The organism is Gallintestinimicrobium propionicum (genome assembly GCF_025567525.1).
In the GTDB taxonomy this organism is placed as follows: Bacteria; Bacillota; Clostridia; order Lachnospirales; family Lachnospiraceae; genus Gallintestinimicrobium; species Gallintestinimicrobium propionicum.
Genome location: NZ_JAOQJY010000020.1, coordinates 11422 through 35754, shown reverse-complemented (window position 1 = coordinate 35754; position 24333 = coordinate 11422). Strand labels below are relative to the sequence as shown.

Annotated in this window: 17 protein-coding genes; 5 read left to right on the top strand and 12 right to left on the bottom strand. The window is 49.3% G+C overall.

The features are described 5' to 3' along the window. Positions 1–59: 59 nt before the first annotated feature. From OCV62_RS13750 to OCV62_RS13740, 3 genes are all read right to left on the bottom strand, one after another. Complete coding sequence (locus OCV62_RS13750) at positions 60–680, bottom strand: carbohydrate-binding family 9-like protein (protein WP_262587344.1); 621 nt, start codon at positions 678–680, stop codon at positions 60–62. 160 nt (positions 681–840) lie between these two features. Beyond that, on the bottom strand, positions 841–1413 hold the full coding sequence (locus OCV62_RS13745) for a chromate transporter (RefSeq protein ID WP_262587343.1): 573 nt from the start codon (positions 1411–1413) through the stop codon (positions 841–843). Then, complete coding sequence (locus OCV62_RS13740; protein ID WP_262587341.1) at positions 1410–1979, bottom strand: chromate transporter; 570 nt, start codon at positions 1977–1979, stop codon at positions 1410–1412. The genes OCV62_RS13745 and OCV62_RS13740 overlap by 4 nt, the downstream gene beginning before the upstream one ends. Before the next feature lie 258 nt (positions 1980–2237). On the opposite strand from OCV62_RS13740, the gene OCV62_RS13735 reads away from it, so the two are divergent. Together OCV62_RS13735 and OCV62_RS13730 are read left to right on the top strand one after the other, a co-directional pair. Then, entirely contained in the window at positions 2238–3116 is an 879-nt protein-coding gene (locus tag OCV62_RS13735) for a LysR family transcriptional regulator (protein ID WP_262587339.1), read from the top strand. A gap of 284 nt (positions 3117–3400) precedes the next feature. After that, positions 3401–4264 carry a class I SAM-dependent methyltransferase gene (locus OCV62_RS13730; protein ID WP_262587337.1) on the top strand — a complete coding sequence of 288 codons (864 nt, stop codon included), beginning with the start codon at positions 3401–3403 and terminating at the stop codon, positions 4262–4264. 48 nt (positions 4265–4312) lie between these two features. Here OCV62_RS13730 and OCV62_RS13725 read toward each other — a convergent pair whose 3' ends face one another. Beyond that, positions 4313–4747, bottom strand: coding sequence for a DUF2752 domain-containing protein (locus OCV62_RS13725; RefSeq protein WP_262587335.1), 435 nt, complete (start codon positions 4745–4747; stop codon positions 4313–4315). A 62-nt stretch (positions 4748–4809) separates the two neighbouring features. Further along, positions 4810–5445, bottom strand: coding sequence for a Crp/Fnr family transcriptional regulator (locus OCV62_RS13720; protein WP_262587333.1), 636 nt, complete (start codon positions 5443–5445; stop codon positions 4810–4812). Positions 5446–5674: 229 nt separating this feature from the next. Here OCV62_RS13720 and nrdD point away from each other — a divergent pair, with 229 nt between their 5' ends. From nrdD to OCV62_RS13705, 3 genes are all read left to right on the top strand, one after another. Further along, complete coding sequence (gene nrdD / locus OCV62_RS13715) at positions 5675–7834, top strand: anaerobic ribonucleoside-triphosphate reductase (RefSeq protein ID WP_021915956.1); 2160 nt, start codon at positions 5675–5677, stop codon at positions 7832–7834. Next, entirely contained in the window at positions 7834–8382 is a 549-nt protein-coding gene (nrdG, locus tag OCV62_RS13710) for an anaerobic ribonucleoside-triphosphate reductase activating protein (RefSeq protein WP_262587329.1), read from the top strand. Before nrdD ends, nrdG begins: the two co-directional genes overlap by 1 nt. 247 nt (positions 8383–8629) lie before the next feature. Then, a complete protein-coding gene (locus OCV62_RS13705) occupies positions 8630–9124 on the top strand; it encodes an HD domain-containing protein (protein ID WP_262587327.1) in 495 nt (164 codons plus the stop codon). Positions 9125–9300: 176 nt separating this feature from the next. On the opposite strand, the gene aspS is transcribed toward OCV62_RS13705, so the two are convergent. From aspS to rpoB, 7 genes are all read right to left on the bottom strand, one after another. Further along, complete coding sequence (aspS, locus tag OCV62_RS13700) at positions 9301–11061, bottom strand: aspartate--tRNA ligase (protein ID WP_262587325.1); 1761 nt, start codon at positions 11059–11061, stop codon at positions 9301–9303. A 270-nt stretch (positions 11062–11331) separates the two neighbouring features. Continuing rightward, the gene (tuf, locus tag OCV62_RS13695) at positions 11332–12519 is read right to left on the bottom strand and encodes an elongation factor Tu (protein WP_262587323.1); all 1188 of its coding nucleotides are present in this window, start codon (positions 12517–12519) and stop codon (positions 11332–11334) included. 187 nt (positions 12520–12706) lie between these two features. Next, positions 12707–14824 carry an elongation factor G gene (fusA, locus tag OCV62_RS13690; RefSeq protein ID WP_262587321.1) on the bottom strand — a complete coding sequence of 706 codons (2118 nt, stop codon included), beginning with the start codon at positions 14822–14824 and terminating at the stop codon, positions 12707–12709. Positions 14825–14889: 65 nt separating this feature from the next. Continuing rightward, the gene (gene rpsG / locus OCV62_RS13685) at positions 14890–15360 is read right to left on the bottom strand and encodes a 30S ribosomal protein S7 (protein WP_262587318.1); all 471 of its coding nucleotides are present in this window, start codon (positions 15358–15360) and stop codon (positions 14890–14892) included. Between the two features lie 167 nt (positions 15361–15527). Further along, positions 15528–15950: a 30S ribosomal protein S12 gene (gene rpsL / locus OCV62_RS13680; RefSeq protein WP_021914044.1), complete on the bottom strand. Its 423-nt coding sequence runs from the start codon at positions 15948–15950 to the stop codon at positions 15528–15530. A 640-nt stretch (positions 15951–16590) separates the two neighbouring features. Next, a complete protein-coding gene (rpoC, locus tag OCV62_RS13675; protein ID WP_262587316.1) occupies positions 16591–20373 on the bottom strand; it encodes a DNA-directed RNA polymerase subunit beta' in 3783 nt (1260 codons plus the stop codon). Between the two features lie 32 nt (positions 20374–20405). After that, positions 20406–24260: a DNA-directed RNA polymerase subunit beta gene (rpoB, locus tag OCV62_RS13670; RefSeq protein WP_262587314.1), complete on the bottom strand. Its 3855-nt coding sequence runs from the start codon at positions 24258–24260 to the stop codon at positions 20406–20408. Between the last annotated feature and the right edge of the window lie 73 nt (positions 24261–24333).

Here is a 24333-nt window from a genome sequence, read left to right as displayed (position 1 = left end):
AGCGTACATTCTATTGTATCGCGAATGGCGCGGTGAACTGTGGCAAAAACTCGTCCCACTTACTCCACGATCTGTGCCTTCGCGAAGAATATCGGCAAATGGAAGTTCGGTGTCGGATTATCGATCGGAGACCAGGAAGCATAATGCTCAATTTCAGGAGTCTGGGCTATCTTATAGAAGTTACAGTAAAACTCGGTCTCCCCATCCAGCTTTTCCACTCCTGCCTCTTCCTTCAGATAGCTCTCAGGGATCAGATAAGTCAGTGTCCAGCTGTCCTCCTGTCTGTCCGCTTTGCAGTCTACAACCTGCAGATATTTCTCCGGCATCGGTTTACGGCCTTTTCTTCCCTTTCCATATGCTGCATACATCGCACCGTTGGAATTGACTTCAAAATTTAAATACATTACATCATTGGTCAGCGCTTCACCCTTTTCGGGGAATGCAAGGAAAACCTCCATCGCGCTGTCCTCACAGACCATATCCATAAAATTGTGGTAAACGCGCTTCGGATCCTTTTCTTTGCAGACCAGCTTCACGAAAAGTCCCTGATCCTTCAGGTAGCCCATCCACCCGTAAGCCTCCGGTTTCTGCAGACATGTCCACATAAAATGATCCATCGAAAACCGCTGACAGGATTCGATTTCTTCCTTATTAAATATTGTTTTTACACGATACTCCATACGTCCCTCTTTTCTGCCGCGTTCCCAGACCGACGGCGTTTATTCATGACAATAGAATGCTCGCAGAGTGTGCATTCTATTGTTGGCTGCGCACTTTGAACGACATTTTACTGTGCCTCCGCCTCAGCGCATCCGGATGCTTTGTTCTATTCCTACCTTATCATACTATGCCAACCAGCGCAAGCACACCCTGCACTGCCAGCTTTGCAAAACCGCTCAGCACCATCACAAGAATCGGATTCCAGTTTTTCTTTTTTAACAGCCATACTGCGACAACAAAAATCACGATCGAATCCCACTTCGTCGACATAAAGCTCACCGCGTCATTCCAGAACGCAGTGATCAGGATCGATACGCCTGCCGCCGCGATCATCGACACAACTGCCGGACGCAGCGTTTCCAGCACGCCCTGCAGCATGCTCATTTTACGGTATTTTAAATAAAGATAGGACAGCACCGTTACCAGGATGCACGACGGAAAAATACAGCCAAATGTCGCCGCCAGCGCTCCCAAAAAGCCTGCCAGCCGGATGCCGACAAACGTCGCGGAATTGACTGCAATCGGTCCGGGCGTCATCTGGGAAATTGTAATCAGGTCGGTAAATTCCGATCTCGACAGCCACCCATGCTGCGTCACTACCTGCTCCTGAATCAGCGGAAGCGCTGCATAGCCGCCGCCGAAGCTGAACATTCCGATCTGCAAAAAGCTCAGAAAAAGCTGCCAGTAAATCATTTCTTTTTCTCCTTTCTCTTCCGGATCAGGGTCCGTACCACTCCGAGCACGATACAGAAGATCACGACATAGACCACGTTGACATTAAAAATGCAGACCGCAAGGAACGCTGCCGCCATAATTGCGAGGGACGATTTTTGTTTCCCTGCCACGATGCCGCTGCCCATATCATAGACAACCGACGCAATGACCGCGCCGACGCCCGCCTGCATGCCGTCCAGCACCGTTTTTACAATATAATTAGAAGAAAATGCCGCATAAAAATAAAAGATCACCGACAAAATCACAAACGGCGGAATAATCGTTCCGATGATCGCTGCGAGTGCCCCTGCGAGGCCCGCCAGCTTGTAACCTACGACGATTGCACCGTTTACCGCAATCGCTCCCGGCGCGGACTGCGCAATCGCCACCAGATCGAGCATTTCCTCTTCATCGATCCAGTGCAGCTCATCTACAAATTTCTTTTTCATCAGCGTGACGATGACGTATCCGCCGCCGAACGTAAACGCGCTTAAATACAGCGTGGAAAAAAATACTTTTCGGATCTTCGTCCATTTCTCCTTCATGCTTTCCTCTCATTTCTGCGCACGCTTTTTCGCATGCCCGCTGCTTCTGTTTGTTTCTAACATCGTACAGCCTCTTGTAATCGTTCTTATCATACCTTTTCTTGTAATATAAGTAAAATAGTATTATAGTATAAAATATATAATATTTTTATTATATAAGCTGTGCAGGAGCAGTCTTTTGACACCTTCGGTACAAATAACTGCGTGAAAATAAGCGATCACACTTATTTTTCACTCGATCACCTTGGAGGAACCGCCATGACTCTGCGTCATATGAAAATTTTTGTCGCCGTATATCAGCAAAAAAGCATCACCCTCGCATCGAACAGCCTGCATCTGGCTCAACCGTCCGTCAGTCTGGCGATCAAGGAGCTGGAGGAATATTATCATATCCGCCTGTTCGACCGCCTCTCCCGACGGATTTACCCGACGGAGAACGGGCATCGCTTCTATGAATATGCACTCCATATCGTGTCACTTTTTTCAGAAATGGAAAACAAAATTCCCGCCTGGGATGCAAATGCCCCGCTCCATATTGGCTCCAGCATCACTCTCGGCACCTGCCTGCTCCCCTCCCTTGTCAAAACCTATCAGGAGCAGCACCCGGAAATCAAAATCTATGTAACGATCAAAAATACCGGCACAATCGAGCAGGCAGTCGTCGACAATCAGCTGGATTTTGCCCTGGTCGAAGGCACTGTCACTCACCCGGAAATCATTTCAGAGGTCTTTTCTGCCGATATGCTCTGCATGGTCGCAGCTCCCGGACATCCGCTTGCCGCCAACCGGACGGTCACCCTCGCCGACGCTGCTTCCTGCCCCCTCCTTTTACGCGAACCAGGCAGTGCCGGCAGGGAAATCGTCGAAAGTCTCTTTTTATCCGGCGGCATCCAGATCGCGCCCGCCTGGGAAAGCGTCAGCACCCTCGCCCTCATCCGCGCCGCCCAAAACGGTCTCGGCATCGCAATTTTACCGGAGCTTCTCGTCCGGGATGCACTGAAATCCGGAGATCTTGTCTCCCTTCCGCTTCCGCCCGACATCCTGACCCGCAGCCTATACCTGATCCGGCACCGCAACAAATACCTTTCGTCCTCCGCAGAGGAATTTCAGAATTTATGCCGGATGTGGAAATTTTAAGTGGGTGAACAGTAACGATTTTTTTCATCGCAACGCTCCAGCAATAGAATGATTGCTTTTTGGGCGCACTTCCTGTATGATAATCTCGTATTATTATCCTGTGCATACACGCGCAAACGCAGTTTTGCCCGGATACTTTGCAGATAATTCCTGTAACTATATTACTTACAAAATGAAGAATAAAGATTGAAAAATAAAATTTTTCAATCGCGAGATTTGTGTCTGTGCGCACTTGACACAAACTCGGCATGCGCAAAAAGCGTGCGCAGAAATGAGAGGAAAATATGTGGATCGCAGATCAATGGAAAGATTATGAAGTGCTGGATACTTCCAGCGGAGAAAAGCTGGAACGCTGGGGAGATTATCTTCTCGTGCGTCCCGATCCGCAGGTCATCTGGAATACCCCCCGCAAAAATCCCGGCTGGAAAAAGAAAAACGGCCATTATCATCGCAGCTCCAAGGGCGGCGGCGAATGGGAATTTTTCAATCTGCCCGAGGAATGGAGCATCCATTACCGCGAACTGACCTTCCGTTTAAAGCCGTTTAGCTTCAAACATACCGGTCTGTTTCCGGAACAGGCAACAAACTGGGACTGGTTTGGCAACCTGATTGCCAACGCTGGCCGCCCGGTTAAAGTGCTGAATCTGTTCGCCTACACCGGCGGCGCTACCCTGTCCGCAGCGAAGGCAGGCGCAGCAGTCACCCATGTGGACGCTTCCAAGGGCATGGTTACCTGGGCAAAAGAAAACGCAGCGGCTTCCGGTCTTTCCGATACTCCGATCCGCTGGCTCGTAGATGACTGTGTAAAATTTGTCGAACGTGAAATCCGCCGCGGCAACCACTATGATGGCATCATCATGGATCCTCCCTCCTACGGCAGAGGTCCTAAAGGCGAAATCTGGAAAATTGAAGAGAGCATCTATCCCTTCATCGAACTGACGACTCAGATTCTGTCCGATGACCCGCTCTTTTTCCTGATCAACTCCTATACAACCGGTCTACAGCCTGCTGTTTTAAACTATATGATGCAGACTGCCATTACGCCGAAATTCGGCGGACACACCGAAGCATCCGAAATCGGACTGCCCGTTACAGACAACGGACTGGTGCTGCCCTGCGGCGCGTCCGGACGCTGGAGCAAACAATAGAATGCACGCTCTGCGAGCATTCTATTGTCATGAGTAACGCAGCGTCTCTCACCCCTGCAGCATTCGAACCAATCCCAGAATCCACTTCCGATACCCCGGAATAAGCCGCTCCGCCAGACTGCCCGATGTGTAGCTAATCGGCGGCTCTCCGGGGAAGAAGCAATACATTCGATACAAATAGACTGCGACCATCAGCACTACAATCACGCCCGCAGCCGTCATCAGCCCTTTCGCTTTTTTCCCAAACCCATACCGCATAACCACCAGATAAGCAGCCCATAGAATCCACAGAAGCCCCAGCGGATTCATCTGCATTCCCCTCTGAAACTGCCCTGTGATAAAAAAGAACACCGCCCGCGTCATCCCACAGCCGGGACAAGGCAGACCAAATAAAAACACGGAGGGACAGAACGCATGAAACATCGCATGCGCTGCAATATCATACAAAACAAACACGACAGCAAAACCCCAATATGCCCCCACATCTTTGCGAATTCTACCAATAATAGCTGTTGTTTTTTTATCTTCCCTTCTCCCTGATATCTTCACCGCAGTTTTTTCTCCTCCAGCCAGATTTTCTTCCCTTCCGTCCGAATCAGTCCTTCCTCCTTCATCCGTCCCAGTTCGCGCATCATCGCGCTGCGATCCACAAACAGATAGTCCGCGCAGTCCGTATAGGAAAACGGCAAAGAAAAACCATCTCTGCCCTTCTGGCGGTTCAAAAACTGAAAATACGTCATCAGCTTCTGCCGCAGCGTCTTCTGCCCCAGCACATCCGCGTGCATCAGCGCACGTTTCTGGGTTCCCATCAGAATTTCCTCCAGAAGCTGCCCGCGCTTTTCATATTTTTTATAAGCCGACGACAGCTTTCTGTCATTCAAAAAAGCAACCTGGCAGCCGGAACGCGAAATGACGTAGCATACGCCCTCCACATCCGGAAAGCATTTCCGTGTAAAACTCTCCTTCGGCTCATAATAATCCAGAATCCGTCGCTGTCCCTCCTGATTCATACTCTCCAAAAAGGCGGTTCCGCTCAGCATAACGCCCACATTGTCCGCGTCGTCGTCCTGATTCATCAGCACCTGGCGCTTTCCAAACGTCCGGATATTCAACATCCCGTCCGCTGCCAAACGCTCCTGCTGTTCTTTTGTCAAGTCCCAAAAGCCAATAAATTGTTCCATATTTTCACACCATCATGTAGTCTATTTTTGTGCAAACCACTATATTTTGTATTATATCCTATATTTGTTGCTTGTGCAACTATTTTATCAGGACTTCGGTTATATAATAATGCTTGCACTCCACAGTAGAAGAACACTGCCGGAGCATGTCAGATTTTATGTTAAATCTCGAGAAACTGTCATTTACTCCGTTTTCCGAGATTTTTGCACGAAAAAGGAGAGGGAGACTATGAAAATCATCAAGAGGAACGGCTCTGAAGCCACTTTCGATTCCGAAAAAATTGTGGCGGCCATCACAAAGGCCAACAACTCTGAGGAAGGAACCAGACTTTCTCCGGAACAGATTCACGATATTGCAGACTACGTCGAATATAAATGCAACAAGATCGGACGCGCTGTATCCGTAGAAGAAGTACAGGATATGGTAGAAAACCAGATCATGGCAACCGGCGCTTTCGACCTCGCGAAGCACTATGTCCAGTACCGCTATCAGCGCTCTCTGATCCGCAAATCCAACACCACGGATACCCGGATCCTTTCGCTGATCGAATGCAACAACGAAGAGGCCAAACAGGAAAATTCCAACAAAAACCCTACGGTCAACAGCGTACAGCGTGACTACATGGCAGGTGAGGTCAGCCGTGACTTAACCCAGCGCCTTTTACTGCCTTCCGACATCGTAGAGGCTGACCAGAAGGGGCTGATCCACTTCCACGATTCCGACTACTTCGCACAGCACATGCACAACTGCGACCTCGTAAACCTCGAGGATATGCTGCAGAACGGCACCGTCATCAGCGAAACCAAAATTGAAAAGCCCCACAGCTTTTCCACAGCCTGCAACATCGCGACCCAGATCATCGCGCAGGTGGCAAGCAACCAGTACGGCGGACAGAGTATTTCTCTCGCACACCTCGCGCCTTTCGTACAGGTTTCCCGGGAAAAGATCCGCACCGAAGTTGCCGAAGAAATGAAAATTCTCAACACCCAGGCGACTCCCGAACAACTCAACGATATCGTGGAAACCCGTCTGCACCGTGAGATCACCAAGGGCGTACAGACCATTCAGTACCAGATCATCACCCTGATGACCACAAACGGCCAGGCACCGTTTTTGACGGTCTTCATGTATCTGAATGAGGCAAAAAATGCGCAGGAAAAAAAGGATCTCGCACTGATTATCGAAGAAACCTTAAAACAGCGCTATCAGGGCGTCAAGAACGAAGCAGGCGTATGGATTACTCCCGCGTTCCCCAAGCTGATCTATGTGCTCGAAGACGACAACGTGGAAGAGGACTCCGAATACTTCTACCTGACACAGCTCGCAGCAAAATGCACCGCAAGGCGTCTGGTCCCTGATTATATTTCTGAAAAGAAAATGAAAGAATTAAAAGAAGGCAACTGCTTCCCCGTTATGGGCTGCCGCAGCTGCCTGAGTCCCTGGAAGGATGAAAACGGCAATTACAAATTCTACGGCCGCTTCAACCAGGGCGTCGTAACCATCAACCTACCTGACGTCGCACTTTCCTCCGGCGGGGATTTCAAGAAATTCTGGGAAATTTTCGACGAGCGTCTTGATTTGTGCTATCGCGCCCTGATGCTTCGCCATAAGCGTTTAGAGGGTACTTTATCTGACGCTGCCCCGATCCTCTGGCAGTACGGTGCTCTTGCCCGTCTCAAAAAAGGCGAAACGATCGACAAGCTGCTCTACGGCGGCTACTCCACGATTTCCCTTGGCTATGCTGGTCTGTACGAATGTGTCAAATACATGACCGGCAAATCCCACACCGATCCGGAAGCGACCCCGTTCGCACTGGAAGTCATGCAGCACATGAACGATGCCTGCAACAAATGGAAACGGGAAACCAATATCGCGTTCTCCATTTACGGTTCTCCGATCGAGAGTACAACCTACAAGTTCGCCAAATGCCTGCAGAAGCGTTTCGGCATCATCGAGGGCATAACGGACAAGAACTATATCACCAACAGCTACCATGTGCACGTTACCGAGCCAATCGACGCTTTTTCCAAGCTGAAATTCGAGTCCCAGTTCCAGGCGCTTTCCACCGGCGGAGCGATCAGCTATGTGGAGGTTCCCGATATGCAGGACAACATCCCGGCTGTCATTCAGGTCATGCGCTTTATCTACGACAACATCATGTACGCAGAGTTAAACACCAAGAGCGACTATTGCCAGGAATGCGGTTATACCGGCGAAATTCAGATCGTTGAGGATGAACACAAAAAGCTCATTTGGAAATGTCCGAAATGTGGCTGCACCGATCAGAACAAATTAAACGTCGCAAGGCGTACCTGCGGCTATATTGGCACTCAGTTCTGGAATCAGGGACGGACGCAGGAAATTAAAGAGAGGGTGCTTCATCTATAATGAACTACGGTACAATCAAAAACTGTGATATTGCAAACGGAGAGGGCGTGCGGGTTTCCCTTTTCGTCTCCGGTTGCACTCATCACTGCCATAACTGTTTCAACCCAGAAACCTGGAGCTTTTCCTACGGCTCCCCATTCGATGAACAAGCGCAAAGCAAACTGCTTACGCTGCTTTCCCCAGATTATATCGACGGACTGTCCCTGCTGGGCGGAGAACCGTTTGAACCGGATAACCAGCGGGCGCTTGTTCCTTTCCTGAAAAAAGTCCGTGCGCAGTATCCCGGTAAAACAATCTGGTGCTATACCGGCTACACCCTGGAATCTGATCTTCTGTCCGAAAGCCGCGCTCGGTGCGAATGCACGGATGAGATGCTTTCCCTGATCGATGTCCTCGTTGATGGGGAATTTATCGAGGCTCAGAAAAACATCAGCCTTGCATTCCGCGGTTCCGAAAATCAGCGCCTGATCGACGTTCCCGCAACGCTTTCTTCCGGCAGCGTGGTGTGGCACGGGCTCATCAGCCAGAATATTTCTATGAAATATTAAAATTTCCTCAGAGCCTTTCGACAAGTACAAAATCTGCTTGTCGGAAGGCTCTGATTCCATGTAAAAGAAAATTTCAGCAGTTACAGTTTTCCCCGCACCGTTTATGAAATCTTCGTGAAATCCAGTCTTTTCCACTTGTTTTTCACTCCCGGTGCAGTATACTTAAAAGCAGGAGGAACAACGGTTCTCCGCTTTTTAAACCACGGAAAATCCGTACTCGTTCCCGCCGGAAAGGATGTGACAGCCGATGGAGATTACAGTCGCGGATGATATCAGCGCCGAGTACCGCGGTCTGGTGCAGAGCATTCTGGACAATCCCGAATTCAAAAAGCTTCAACGGTATAAGCAGCATTTTCAGACAACCCGCTTCATGCACAGTCTGAACGTTTCTTATATCTCCTGGCTCATTGCCAGAAAGCTCGGATGGGATGCCCAAACAGCTGCCCGGGCCGGACTTCTTCATGACTTCTGTGTTTACGATTTCAAAGATAAGCTTCCCAAAGGGGAAATACAGGCCTACTATCATCCCAGAGTGGCCGCCAGCACCAGCGAAAAGCATTTCCTGATTTCCGACAAAGAGCGACAGGCGATCCTGTCCCACATGTTTCCGCTTGGACCTCTTCCCGAAAGCCGGGAGGCATGGTTAATCAGCCTTGCCGATAAACTCTGTGCCATTTCAGAGTTTTGCTGCTTCCGCATTGCTTTGGCACGCAGGCATAAGGTTGTTATCAGCTACGGCTGATCCCAAACCCTGCGAATATTCTATTTTCTCGTACAATAGAATGATGCATGCTCTGCAAATATTCTATTGTCCGAAACAACAAAACGTGCGAAACACCTTCGATCGGAAAGTGTTCCGCACGTTTTTATTCATAACAATAGAATGCTCGCAGAGCGTACATTCTATTGTTTTCTTACTTACTGCTTCTCCGGAGCGCTGATCTTGATATGAACCTCTCTCAGCTGCTTCTCGTCTACCTCTGCAGGAGCGCCCATCATAACGTCCTGAGCATTCTTGTTCATCGGGAACGGAATAATCTCGCGAATGCTGTCTTCACCTGCAATCAGCATAACCATACGGTCTACGCCGGGAGCAATCCCTGCGTGCGGCGGTGCGCCGTAGCAAAATGCATTGTACATAGCAGGGAATTTCGCTTTCACATCTTCTTCGCCCAGTCCAACCAGCTCGAACGCTTTTACCATGATCTCAGGATCGTGGTTACGCACCGCACCGGAAGACAACTCAATTCCGTTGCAGACCAGATCGTACTGATATGCCAGAATCTCCAGCGGATCCTGATTCTCCAGCGCTTCTACGCCGCCCTGGGGCATGGAGAAAGGATTGTGGCAAAATTCCAGTTCGCCGGACTCTTCGCCGATTTCGTACATCGGGAAATCAACAACCCAACAGAACTCATAGCATTCTTTTTTCATATAGCCATCGAAGGATGTGCCAACCAGCTTGCGAATAACACCTGCAGTCTTCTGTGCTGCGCCCAGGGTACCTGCACTCAGTGCTACAAAGTCACCATTCTTTAAGCCGAGAGCTTCTATAACAGCGTTCTTCTTTTCCTGCAAGAACTTCGCAATACCGCCAGCCAGCTCACCGTTTTCATCCATCTTAAACCAGTATGCCTTCTGACCGCTGATCACTTCTACTTCTGCGCACATCTTATCGATCTGCTTTCTGGTACCCTTGAAATCAGGCGCTACGACAGCCTTTACCGTCTTGCCTGCAAAGGGTTCAAAGCCGCAGTCTGCCAGAGCTTCTGTCGCATCCTGAACCAGCAGGCTGATTCTCAGATCTGGCTTATCGGAGCCGTATTTCTCCATGGCCTCTCTGTAGGGAATCCGTTTGAAGGGAGCGGTAGAGGCTTCATGATAAATACCATACTTTGCAAAAATCGGAGGAAGAACGTCTTCCAGAACAGCAAAGACATCTTCCTGATTGGCAAATGCCATTTCCATATCCAGCTGATAGAATTCACCCGGAGAACGGTCTGCTCTCGCATCCTCGTCTCTGAAACAGGGAGCAATCTGGAAATAACGGTCAAAGCCAGAAGCCATCAGCAGCTGCTTGAACTGCTGCGGAGCCTGAGGCAGCGCGTAAAACTTACCCGGATGCTTTCTGGCAGGAACCAGATAGTCTCTTGCACCCTCCGGAGAAGAGCAGGTCAGGATCGGCGTTGTAATTTCCATGAAATCATGGGCAACCATTGCGGAACGAAGATCTGCTACAATCTTGCTTCTCAATACGATCTTGGATTTTACCTCCGGATTTCTGAGATCCAAATAACGGTATTTCAGTCTTGTATTTTCATCTGCTTCTTTCGAACGGTTAATCTGGAACGGAAGCTCCTGATACTGGCACTTGCCCAGTACCTTAACGGTTTCGGGAACTACTTCAACATCCCCGGTTGCCAGCTTCGGGTTCTTCGAGCTGCGCTCTCGCACGGTTCCTGTTACTTCAATGGTAGACTCTGTATTGATTGCAGAAAACTGCTCCATCAGATCTTCTGTTTCAACGACGATCTGTGTCGTTCCATAAAAATCTCTCAGGATAACAAATCCGAGATTTTTGCTCACCTTACGGATGTTCTCAAACCATCCGACCAGAGTTACTTTTTCTCCTGCGTTTTCCAGTCTGAGCTGGCCGCAGTTGTGTGTTCTTCCCTGCATCTGTATTCTCACATCTCCTTTTGCGATATCAATCCATATGTAACAAATTATACCACCCTGCAAATAGGCACGTCAATATGCGGTGTTGGAAATTCACGCGCCATTTTATGAGTAAAAAGAGCTGCAAAGCAGTGGAAAGCATTGAAGATGCGATTCATGACAATAGAAGGTTTCAAGTGAACTGTGGAACAGAAAAACCCGTAGAACCGAAGTTCTACGGGCATCTTACGCTTGAGCACAATATTTAAAATTGAATTTCCTATGTTCGAATTACTCGATGATGGAAACTACACGGCCGGAACCAACGGTTCTGCCGCCTTCACGGATAGCGAAGGTAAGACCCTGCTCCATAGCTACGGGATGGATCAGTTCGATGGTCATCTCTACGTTATCACCAGGCATGCACATCTCTGTGCCAGCAGGCAGTTCGCAAACGCCGGTAACGTCAGTTGTACGGAAGTAGAACTGAGGTCTGTAGTTGTTGAAGAAAGGTGTATGACGGCCGCCTTCATCCTTGGTCAGAACGTAAACCTGAGCGGTGAATTTGTGGTGGCAGGTAACAGTGCCGGGTTTTGCCAGAACCTGTCCTCTTTCGATTTCAGTTCTCTGGATACCACGCAGCAGAGCGCCGATGTTATCACCAGCCTGTGCCTCATCCAGCATCTTACGGAACATTTCGATACCGGTTACAACAGTCTTCTTGGTCTCTTCTTTGATACCAACGATTTCTACTTCATCATTCAGATGCAGAACGCCTCTCTCAACACGGCCAGTAGCAACAGTACCACGACCTGTGATGGTGAATACGTCCTCGACAGGCATCAGGAAAGGCTTGTCGGTGTCACGCTTAGGATCCGGAATGTACTCGTCAACAGTGTGCATCAGCTCAAGGATCTTGTCGCCCCACTCGCTGTTAGGATCTTCCAGAGCCTTCAGAGCAGAACCTCTGATGATCGGGCAGTCATGGAAACCGTACTCTTCCAGCTGCTCGGTAACTTCCATCTCAACCAGCTCAAGCAGTTCCTCGTCGTCTACCATATCGCACTTGTTCAGGAAAACAACAATGTAAGGAACGCCTACCTGACGGGACAGCAGGATGTGCTCTTTGGTCTGAGCCATAACACCATCAGTTGCAGCTACAACCAGGATAGCGCCGTCCATCTGAGCTGCACCAGTGATCATGTTCTTAACGTAGTCAGCATGTCCAGGGCAGTCAACGTGTGCGTAATGTCTCCTCTCGGTCTCGTATTCAACGTGAGCGGTAGAAATGGTGATACCACGTTCTCTTTCTTCGGGAGCCTTATCGATATTATCGAAAGCAACTGTTTCGCCAGTGCCCAGTCTCTCATGAAGAACCTTAGTAATAGCAGCAGTCAGAGTTGTTTTACCATGGTCAACGTGGCCGATGGTACCAATGTTACAATGGGGCTTTGTTCTTTCAAATTTAGCTTTAGCCATTTCTTGTAATCCTCCTTAATTCAGTGAGTTAGTTTTAATTTGAACCAGCTATTATTGATTATATTCGATAATAGCTGGATTTTCAAGTACAATTTCGCGGTGTAAACTTCTTCCTCTGCACAGTTTCTCATGCGGACATGAAACCTGTACCTGGGAAGATACGAGTGAACTGCAACAGCAAATCAGATTATTTTGCTTTTGCTGCCAGTACCTTCTCCTGCACGTTCTTCGGAACCTGTTCGTACTTTTCAAAGAACATGGAGTAGTTACCACGACCCTGAGTCTTGGAACGCAGGTCTGTGGAGTAACCGAACATTTCAGCAAGCGGTACATAAGCTTTTACCATCTTGCCGCCGCCGATATCGTCCATACCTTCGATACGTCCGCGGCGGGAGTTGATATCTCCGATTACATCACCCATGTATTCTTCAGGCATGGTTACTTCAACCTTCATGATAGGCTCCAGCAGAACCGGATTACCCTTCTGCATAGCTTCCTTGAATGCAAGGGAACCAGCGATGTGGAATGCCATTTCAGAGGAGTCGACTTCATGGTAGGAACCGTCGTATACATTTGCATGTACGCCCAGAACCGGGAAGCCACCCAGAATACCAGCCTTTGTAGCCTCTTCGATACCTTCGCCTACAGCAGGGATATATTCCTTCGGAATCGCGCCGCCGACAACGGTGGACTCGAACTTGAAGGTTTCCTCGCCGTTAGGATCCATAGGCTCGAACTTAACTTTACAGTGACCATACTGACCACGACCACCGGACTGCTTCGCATACTTGCTGTCCACATCAACGGCCTTGGTGAAGGTCTCTTTGTAAGCAACCTGAGGAGCACCTACATTAGCCTCTACCTTGAATTCACGCAGCAGACGGTCTACGATGATCTCCAGATGCAGCTCGCCCATGCCGGCGATGATGGTCTGGCCTGTCTCCTGATCGGTATGCTGACGGAAGGTAGGATCTTCTTCTGCAAGCTTTGCAAGAGCAATGCCCATCTTATCCTGACCTGCTTTGGTCTTAGGCTCGATTGCCAGCTCAATAACGGGTTCAGGGAATTCCATGGACTCCAGGATTACCGGATGCTGCTCATCACAGATGGTATCACCGGTTGTAGTAAACTTGAAGCCTACTGCAGCAGCGATATCACCGGAATAAACCTTTTCCAGCTCCATTCTCTTGTTTGCATGCATCTGCAGGATACGTCCAACACGTTCCTTTTTATCTTTTGTTGCATTCAGCACATAAGAACCAGCGTTCATAGTACCGGAATACACACGGAAGTAAGCAAGCTTACCTACGAAGGGGTCTGTCATGATCTTGAATGCCAGAGCAGAGAACGGCTCTTCATCAGAAGAATGTCTGACAACCTCGTTGCCTTCCAGATCCACACCTTTAATCGGAGGGATATCAAGAGGAGAAGGCATATACTCTACGATTGCATCCAGAAGCTTCTGTACGCCCTTGTTCTTGTATGCGCTTCCGCAGCATACCGGAACAGCGGTACATTCGCAGGTGCCTTTTCTCAGAGCTGCTTTCAGCTCGTCAACAGAGGGCTCCTCACCTTCCAGATAAGCCATCATCAGATCGTCATCCAGCTCGCAGATCTTCTCTACCAGCTCAGAACGATACAGTTCAGCCTCATCCTTCATATCTTCCGGGATATCAACAATAGAAATATCATCGCCCTTATCGTCATTGTAGATGTAGGCTTTCATTTCAAACAGGTCGATGATTCCCTTGAAATCATCTTCCTTGCCGATAGGCAGCTGAACACAGATCGCGTTCTTGCCCAGACGGGTTTTGATCTGCTCTACTGCGCCGTAAAAGTTTGCACCCAGGATATCCATCTTATTGATGAATGCCATACGGGGTACATTGTAGGTATCAGCCTGACGCCATACGTTCTCAGACTGAGGTTCTACACCGCCCTTTGCACAGAACACGCCGACAGCGCCGTCCAGTACACGCAGGGAACGCTCAACTTCTACTGTGAAGTCAACGTGTCCAGGGGTATCAATGATATTGATACGACACTCTTCTGCGCCGGGCTTTGCTTTGCAATTTTCCTGCAAGGTCCAGTGACAGGTGGTAGCAGCAGAAGTAATTGTAATACCTCTCTCCTGCTCCTGAGCCATCCAGTCCATGGTTGCAGTACCTTCATGAGTATCACCAATTTTATAGTTAACACCGGTATAATACAGGATACGCTCGGTGGTGGTAGTTTTACCAGCATCGATGTGAGCCATAATACCGATATTTCTGGTTCTCTCTAAGGGATATTCTCTTCCAGCCAAAGGTTTTTCCTCCTAATTGAATCAGCCAGAAGCAACTGCAACGCTCTTCTGCATTACAGATTCGATTAGAATCTGTAATGAGAGAATGCCTTGTTCGCTTCAGCCATCTTATGAACGTCTTCTTTTCTCTTCACGGAAGCACCGGTATTGTTCGATGCATCCAGGATCTCGTTAGCCAGTCTCTCTTCCATGGTCTTCTCGCCTCTTTTGCGAGAGAACATGGTCAGCCAGCGAAGACCAAGAGCCTGACGTCTGTCAGCTCTGACTTCGATCGGCACCTGATAGGTTGCGCCGCCGATACGTCTTGCTTTGACTTCCAGAACAGGCATGATGTTGTTCATTGCCTCTTCAAATACTTCCAGAGCCGGTTTGCCGGCTTTTTCTTCTACTCTTGCAAATGCGCCGTATACAATCTTCTGTGCAACGCCTCTCTTACCATCCAGCATGATGTTATTGATCAGCTTGGTTACAACCTTGTCGTTGTATAAAGGATCTGCTAATACGTCTCTTTTCTGAATATGTCCTTTACGTGGCACGTTTCTTCCCTCCTTAATCATCTCAATTAATTCATCGGTACTCACATGTGTCATCTAATGTGTTCGTGCGGTCTATCTCATCGCGTAAGCGAACTGCAGATTTCTCTGCATAAGAATTCCAACACTTAAAATTAGTTTCCGTTTGTGGTACTTCCAGCTACCGCGGATTATTTCTTAGCGGCTTTAGGTCTCTTAGCGCCGTATTTGGATCTTGCCTGACGTCTGTTTGCAACGCCTGCGGTATCCAGGGTACCTCTGATGATGTGGTATCTGGTACCAGGTAAGTCCTTAACACGTCCGCCTCTGATCAGAACAACGGAGTGCTCCTGCAGATTGTGGCCTTCACCGGGAATGTAGCTGGTTACTTCGATTCCGTTGGAAAGACGTACTCTGGCGATCTTTCTAAGAGCGGAGTTAGGCTTTTTAGGAGTCGCTGTCTTAACAGCTGTGCACACGCCTCTCTTCTGCGGGGAAGAGGTATCGGTTGCCTTCTTGTGAAGGGAGTTGTAACCTCTCTGCAGAGCCGGTGCTGTAGACTTCTTTACAGATGTCTGACGTCCTTTTCTTACTAACTGGTTAAATGTTGGCATTCTGTTTCACCTCCTGCGATTTTTCTCTCTTGCTCTATTCTTGACCGGTTCTCCGGTCTTATTCATACATAGCAAAGGTTTTCTTTCATGCGTAGCTATGCGTAACTATGTCCAGGGACAAGCTACACTCAACCTGCGGTTCTATCAGGATAAAACCGCTGTTTTACAGCAATTTTCGCGCATCAAAATAAAATCCTCTCCCAATGCATGCTCTCCTAGTATAAGTGCTTTTAATTGCCGTGTCAAGCGGTTTTTCTACTTTTTTGCGGGATTTTCCGGCAAAGAAACGGCAGGAAAAATCGCTTTCCGGATTTGCTGAAGGGTAAGCACAAACACACCGCCAGACATGCACATAAAAAAGAATCCTGCGAAGCAGGATTCTCCGCCTGCGTCGGGTCGCGCAAGCGACATTCTTCCATTCCGCTGCAGTGCGATCCGCGCGGAGCGTTTCTTATCGTATGGAAACGAAGTTTCCTATACGATAAGAAAACAGGCGGATGCTCATTTTGAGGAACATCCGCCTGCTCTGTTTCTTCATTTGTAACAATAGAATGTTCGCAGAGCGTGCATTCTATTGTGTACGACACCGGCATTTTTGCAAGGTGTACTTTTTATTGTTGAATGGAACACCCGGGTCAGATTACTCCTCGCCGTTTTCTTCTGCTTCGGCTTCCTCGTCCAGTTCTTCGTCGATGTCCTCGTCCAGAATCGCTTCCTCTTCGGGGAGTTCTTCATCGGTTACATCTTCGTCAGCGGTTTCTTCCAGCAGCTCGTCATCCTCTTTGGATTTCTTTTCCGCTGCTGTAGCTTCTGCAGCAAGTCTCGCTTCCTCTTCTGCTCTGGCTGCGCGCTCTGCTTCCTCAGCGGCAATCATCGCATCCGTGTTTAACTTGACATTGCGGTAACGTTTCATACCGGTACCGGCAGGAATCAGCTTACCGATAATAACGTTTTCCTTCAGACCGATCAGTGGATCAGCCTTACCCTTGATCGCTGCTTCCGTCAGAACCTTCGTGGTTTCCTGGAAGGATGCAGCAGACAGGAAGGAGTTGGTTGCCAGAGCAGCCTTGGTAATACCGAGCATTACCTGTTTGCCCTCAGCAGGCTTCTTGCCGGCTGCGATCAGCTCTTCGTTTAAGTCCTCGTAATCCAGAACGTCAACCATTGTGCCGGGCAGATATTCGGTATCGCCGCTTTCCTCGATGCGGATCTTCTTCAGCATCTGACGAACGATAACCTCGATATGCTTATCACAGATATCTACACCCTGCAGACGGTATACACGCTGTACTTCACGGAGCATGTAATCCTGAACGGCGCGGATACCCTTGATCTTTAACAGATCGTGCGGGTTTACAGAACCCTCTGTCAGCTCATCGCCGGCCTCTAATTCCTGACCGTCAACAACCTTGATACGGGAACCGTAAGGGATCAGGTAAGTCTTGCTCTCGCCGGTTTCCTTATTGGTAATGATAATTTCCCGCTTCTTCTTGGTATCCTTGATAACAGCAGTTCCGCCGAACTCTGCGATAATCGCAAGACCCTTCGGCTTTCTCGCTTCGAAAAGCTCCTCGACACGGGGAAGACCCTGTGTGATATCGTCACCAGCGACACCGCCGGAGTGGAAGGTACGCATCGTCAGCTGTGTACCGGGCTCACCGATAGACTGTGCTGCGATAATACCAACTGCTTCACCAACCTGTACCGCTTCGCCGGTCGCCATGTTCGCGCCGTAGCACTTTGCACAGATACCGCTCTTGGAACGGCAGGTCAGGATGGTACGGATCTTCACTTCCTCCACAGGCTCGCCCTTCTTATTGACACCTGTTTCCATAATCCGTTTTGCACGGCCGGGTGTGATCATGTGGTTTGCACCGACGATCAGCTCGCCGTCCTTATCATAAATGTCTTCACAGGAATAACGTCCTGTAATTCTGTCTTTTAAGCCTTCGATGGTTTCCTTGCCGTCCATGAACGCTTTTACAGACATGCCCGGAATCTTATCCTTGCCTTCTGCACAATCGATCTCACGGATGATCAGCTCCTGGGATACGTCTACCATTCGACGGGTCAGATAACCGGAGTCCGCAGTACGCAGAGCGGTATCGGACATACCTTTTCGTGCGCCATGGGCAGACATGAAGTATTCCAGTACGTCCAGACCTTCACGGAAGTTGGACTTGATGGGCAGTTCGATCGTACGACCGGTTGTATCCGCCATCAGACCACGCATACCTGCCAGCTGCTTGATCTGCTGGTTGGAACCACGGGCACCGGAGTCCGCCATCATGAAGATGTTGTTGTATTTATCCAGACCCTTTAACAGCACGTCGGTCAGCTCTTTATCGGTTTCCTGCCAGGTCTCGACAACGGCACGGTAACGCTCTTCTTCTGTGATCAGACCACGGCGGAAGTTTCTGCCGATCTTATCTACAGTCTTCTGAGCCTCAGCCAGCATCTCTGCCTTCTGTGCAGGCACAGTCATATCGGAAATGGATACGGTCATGGCAGCTCTGGTGGAATACTTGTAACCGATTGCCTTAACGTCATCCAGAACCTCTGCGGTCTTGGAAGCGCCGTGGGTATTGATTACTTTTTCCAGAATCTGCTTTAACTGCTTCTTACCAACATGGAAGTCAACCTCCAGCTTTAAGAGGTTTTCCGGCTGGGTACGGTCTACATAGCCCAGATCCTGAGGCAGGATCTCGTTGAAGATAAATCTGCCCAGTGTGGATTCTACGAATCCTGTTACGGTCTCGCCCTCTGCGTTGACCTTACTCATGCGGACATGGATGCGGGAATGCAGGGTGCAGGCTTTATTTTCATAAGCCAGAATGGCTTCGTTTACGCTCTTGAAGTATTTTCCTTCGCCGACAGAACCGGGACGCTCCTGGGTCAGGTAATAAATACCAAGGACCATATCCTGGGAAGGTACGGCTACCGGTCCGCCATCGGAAGGCTTCAACAGGTTGTTGGGAGACAGCAGCATGAAACGACACTCTGCCTGTGCTTCCTGAGAAAGCGGAAGGTGTACAGCCATCTGGTCACCATCGAAGTCGGCGTTGAACGCGGTACAAACAAGGGGATGCAGCTTGATTGCCTTACCTTCTACAAGGATCGGCTCAAATGCCTGGATACCCAGTCTGTGCAGTGTAGGTGCACGGTTCAGCATAACCGGATGCTCTTTGATGACATCTTCCAGAACGTCCCAAACCTGCGTATCCAGCCGTTCTACCAACTTCTTCGCATTTTTGATGTTCTGGGAAATGCCTCTGCTTACCAGCTCCTTCATTACGAAAGGCTTAAACAGCTCGATTGCCATTTCCTTCGGAAGACCGCACTGATAAATTTTCAGTTCGGGACCAACGACGATAACGGAACGTCCGGAATAGTCAACACGCTTTCCTAACAGGTTCTGACGGAAACGACCGGATTTACCTTTCAGCATGTCAGACAGTGATTTCAGTGCACGGTTACCGGGGCCGGTTACCGGACGGCCTCTTCTGCCGTTATCGATCAGAGCGTCTACCGCTTCCTGCAGCATTCTCTTCTCGTTGCGAACAATGATATCCGGAGCACCCAGCTCCAGCAGTCTCTTCAGACGGTTGTTACGGTTGATGATTCTTCTGTACAGGTCATTTAAGTCAGACGTTGCAAAACGTCCGCCGTCCAGCTGTACCATCGGGCGCAGATCCGGAGGGATTACCGGTACGGCATCCAGAATCATCCATTCAGGGCGGTTGCCGGACTCACGGAACGCTTCTACCACTTCCAGACGCTTGATGATTCTCGCACGTTTCTGTCCGCTTGCATCCACCAGTTCATTTTTCAGGTCAACCGCTTCGGTTTCCAGATCGATGGCCTGCAGCAGCTCCTTAATGGATTCTGCACCCATGCCGACACGGAAACGGTTGCCCCAGGTTTCTCTTGCATCCTGGTATTCTTTCTCGGAAAGAACCTGCTTGTATTCCAGATTGGTGTCGCCCTTGTCCAGTACGATATAGGAAGCAAAGTAAAGCACCTTCTCCAGAACACGGGGGGACAGATCCAGGATCAGTCCCATCCGGCTCGGAATTCCCTTGAAATACCAGATATGGGAAACCGGCGCTGCCAGTTCAATATGTCCCATACGCTCTCTGCGGACGCTGGACTTGGTTACTTCAACACCACAGCGGTCGCAGACAACGCCTTTATATCTGATCTTTTTATATTTGCCGCAGTGGCACTCCCAGTCCTTGCTGGGTCCGAAAATCCGCTCACAGAACAGACCGTCCCGCTCGGGCTTGAGAGTTCTGTAGTTGATCGTCTCAGGCTTTGTTACCTCGCCTCTGGACCACTCACGAATCTTCTCCGGGGACGCAAGTCCGATCTTGATCGCATCAAACGTCATCGGCTGATAAACTTCGTTTTTTGTTTCAGACATCTTGGCACTCCTTTACATATCTTCGATTCGGCTTACTCTTCGTCAAAAGATTCCTCAAATCCGTCGTCTGCAGCATCTTCGGTGTAATCATCATCTGCGTTCACCAGCTCCTGTTTCTCGGAGTCGAATTCCTGCTTCTGATAACCCATCTTGCCCAGATTTTCTTCTTCGTTGTAGTTGTAGCCCTTGGAATCTCCTTCCATCTCATAGCGGTAATCCGTATCGCTGTAATCGACAGTTTCCATGATCTCAACTTCTGTATTATCCTCCCGCAGCACTCTGACATCCAGGCCGAGGGACTGCAGCTCTTTGAGCAGTACCTTGAAGGATTCCGGAATACCGGGTTCAGGGATGTTGTCGCCCTTGATGATCGCTTCGTAGGTCTTGACACGTCCTACTACGTCATCAGACTTCACAGTCAGGATCTCCTGCAGGGTGTAGGATGCACCGTATGCTTCCAGTGCCCAAACCTCCATCTCACCGAAACGCTGGCCACCAAACTGAGCTTTACCACCCAGGGGCTGCTGTGTTACCAGAGAGTAAGGACCGGTAGAACGTGCATGGATCTTATCGTCTACCAGATGGTGCAGCTTCAGGTAATGCATGTGACCGATGGTTACCATGCTGTCGAATTCTTCGCCGGTACGGCCATCCCGCAGTCTTACCTTACCTTCCTTAGAGATCGGAACGCCCTTCCAGAGCTTTCTGTGATCGCGGTTTTCATACAGATAATCCAGAACCTCAGGAAGCAGCTCTTCGCCATGCTTCTCTTTGAATTCATCCCATTCCAGGTTTACATAATCGTTTGCCAGTTCCAGGGTATCCTGAATATCTTTTTCGTTTGCGCCGTTGAAGATCGGGGTTGCTACGTTAAAGCCGAGGGCTTTTGCAGCCAGAGAGAGGTGAATCTCAAGGACCTGACCGATATTCATACGGGAAGGTACGCCCAGAGGATTCAGTACGATGTCCAGCGGACGACCGTTGGGCAGGTACGGCATATCTTCTACAGGCAGTACACGGGAAACGACACCCTTATTACCATGACGGCCTGCCATCTTATCGCCGACAGAGATCTTTCTCTTCTGTGCGATATAGATACGAACCGCCTGATTTACACCGGGAGACAGTTCATCGCCATTCTCTCTTGTAAATACTTTGGCATCTACGATAATACCATATTCACCGTGAGGTACCTTCAGAGAGGTATCACGCACCTCACGCGCTTTTTCACCGAAGATCGCACGCAGCAGGCGCTCCTCAGCTGTCAGCTCGGTTTCTCCCTTGGGAGTTACCTTGCCGACCAGAATATCTCCGGCACGAACCTCAGCGCCGACACGGATAATACCTCTGTCATCCAGATCCTTGAGCGCTTCGTCGCCGACACCGGGAACATCTCTTGTGATTTCTTCCGGTCCGAGCTTCGTATCACGGGCTTCTGCTTCATATTCTTCAATATGGATGGAGGTATAAACATCATCCATAACCAGACGTTCACTCAGCAGTACAGCGTCCTCGTAGTTATAACCTTCCCAGGTCATGAACCCGATCAGAGGGTTCTTACCGAGTGCAAGTTCGCCTTCGGATGTCGAAGGACCGTCTGCAATTACCTGTCCTGCTTCAACGTGGTCGCCTTTAAATACGATCGGTCTCTGGTTGTAGCAGTTGGACTGGTTACTTCTGGAGAACTTGGTCAGGTGGTATTCGATCTTCTCGCCGTCATCTGCCGTCATACGGATCAGATTGGAGCATACATAATCGATGGTACCGGACTTCTTTGCAACAACGCAGACACCGGAGTCAACGGCTGCCTTTACTTCGATACCGGTTCCGACTACGGGAGCCTCGGTTGTCAGAAGCGGCACTGCCTGACGCTGCATGTTGGAACCCATCAGCGCACGGTTCGCGTCGTCGTTCTGCAGGAACGGAATCAGTGCAGTCGCGACGGAGAATACCATCTGAGGGGATACGTCCATGTACTCGAAAACTGTCTTCGGATATTCGGATGTTTCATCCAGATAACGACCGGATACGTTGGCATTTATGAAATGTCCTTCCTCGTCCAATTCGGAGTTTGCCTGCGCCACATGGTAGTTATCTTCTTCATCCGCTGTCATATATACAACTTCATTGGTTACGCGCGGGTTTTCCGGATCAGTTTTGTCGATCTTACGGTAAGGCGCTTCAATGAAGCCGTATTCGTTGATCTTTGCATAGCTTGCAAGAGAGTTGATCAGGCCGATGTTAGGACCTTCTGGTGTCTCGATCGGGCACATTCTTCCGTAATGGGAGTAGTGTACGTCTCGAACCTCGAATCCGGCACGGTCACGGGACAGACCGCCAGGTCCCAGTGCGGACAGACGACGTTTGTGCGTCAGCTCGCCCAGCGGGTTGTTCTGATCCATGAACTGAGACAGCTGGGAAGATCCGAAGAATTCCTTAACTGCAGCCTGTACGGGCTTGATGTTGATCAGAACCTGAGGAGAAATCTCCTCTGCATCATGAGTGGTCATACGCTCACGAACAACTCTTTCCAGTCTGGAAAGACCGATTCTGTACTGGTTCTGCAGCAGTTCGCCGACCGCACGGATACGACGGTTGCCCAGATGGTCGATGTCGTCTTCGTTACCGATGCCGTACTCCAGATGCATGTTATAGTTAATGGAAGCCAAAATATCTTCCTTGGTGATATGCTTCGGAATCAGCTCGTGCACATTCTTGCGGATTGCTTCTGCAAGCGCTTCGGGATCCTGAGAATACTCTTCCAGAATCTGTGCCAGTACCGGATAGTATACCAGCTCTGTCACGCCCAGCTCCTTGGCATCACAATCTACATAGTGGGTCAGCTCAACCATCATGCTGGAAAGCACTTTGACTTTTCTTTCCTCAGTCTGGATATATACATAGGGAACTGCGCTGTTCTGAATCAGGTCAGCCAGTTCTGCTGTTACCTTGGTGCCTGCTGTTGCCAGAATTTCACCGGTTGTGGTATCCACAACATCCTCAGCCAGTTCGTGGCCGCGGATACGGTTGCGCAGCAGCAGCTTCTTATTGAATTTATAACGTCCTACTTTCGCCAGATCATATCTTCTGGGATCGAAGAACATCGCGTTAATCAGGCTTTCTGCGCTCTCTACGCTCAGAGGCTCACCCGGACGGATTTTCTTGTATAACTCTAACAGACCCTCCTGATAGTTCTCAGAAGTGTCTTTTGCAAAGCTGGCTTCAATCTTGGGTTCATCGCCGAACACCTCACGGATCTCGTCATTGGTGCCAAGACCCAGGGCACGCAGCAGTACAGTGATCGGTACCTTACGGGTACGGTCCACACGAACGTAAAATACGTCATTGGAATCAGTCTCATACTCCAGCCATGCGCCACGGTTCGGGATTACTGTACAGGAATACAGCTTTTTACCAATCTTATCATGACCGATGCCGTAATAGATGCCGGGGGAACGCACCAACTGGCTGACAATTACACGCTCCGCTCCGTTGATAACGAACGTGCCGGTCTCGGTCATCAACGGTAAATCGCCCATAAAGATCTCGTGTTCACTGATTTCTTCTTTTTCCTTATTATACAGACGTACCTTCACCTTGAGAGGAGCTGCATATGTTGCATCTCTTTCCTTGCACTTCTCAATAGAATACTTCACGTCTTCTTCACACAGCTCGAAGTCTACAAATTCCAGACTCAGATGTCCGCTGTAATCGGAAATCGGAGAAATATCGTCAAACACCTCTTTTAAACCTTCATCAAGGAACCACTTATAGGAATTCTTCTGAATTTCTATAAGGTTGGGCATTTCCAATACTTCTTTCCGTCGTGCATAACTCATACGCATGTTCTTGCCGGTGGCAATTGGACGTATTCTGTTTTTTTCCATTGACACTTCACCCCGTTCTTATCATTGATTTCTTGAAACTATTACTTTTCGGTATCTAAGCAAGTAAATCCAT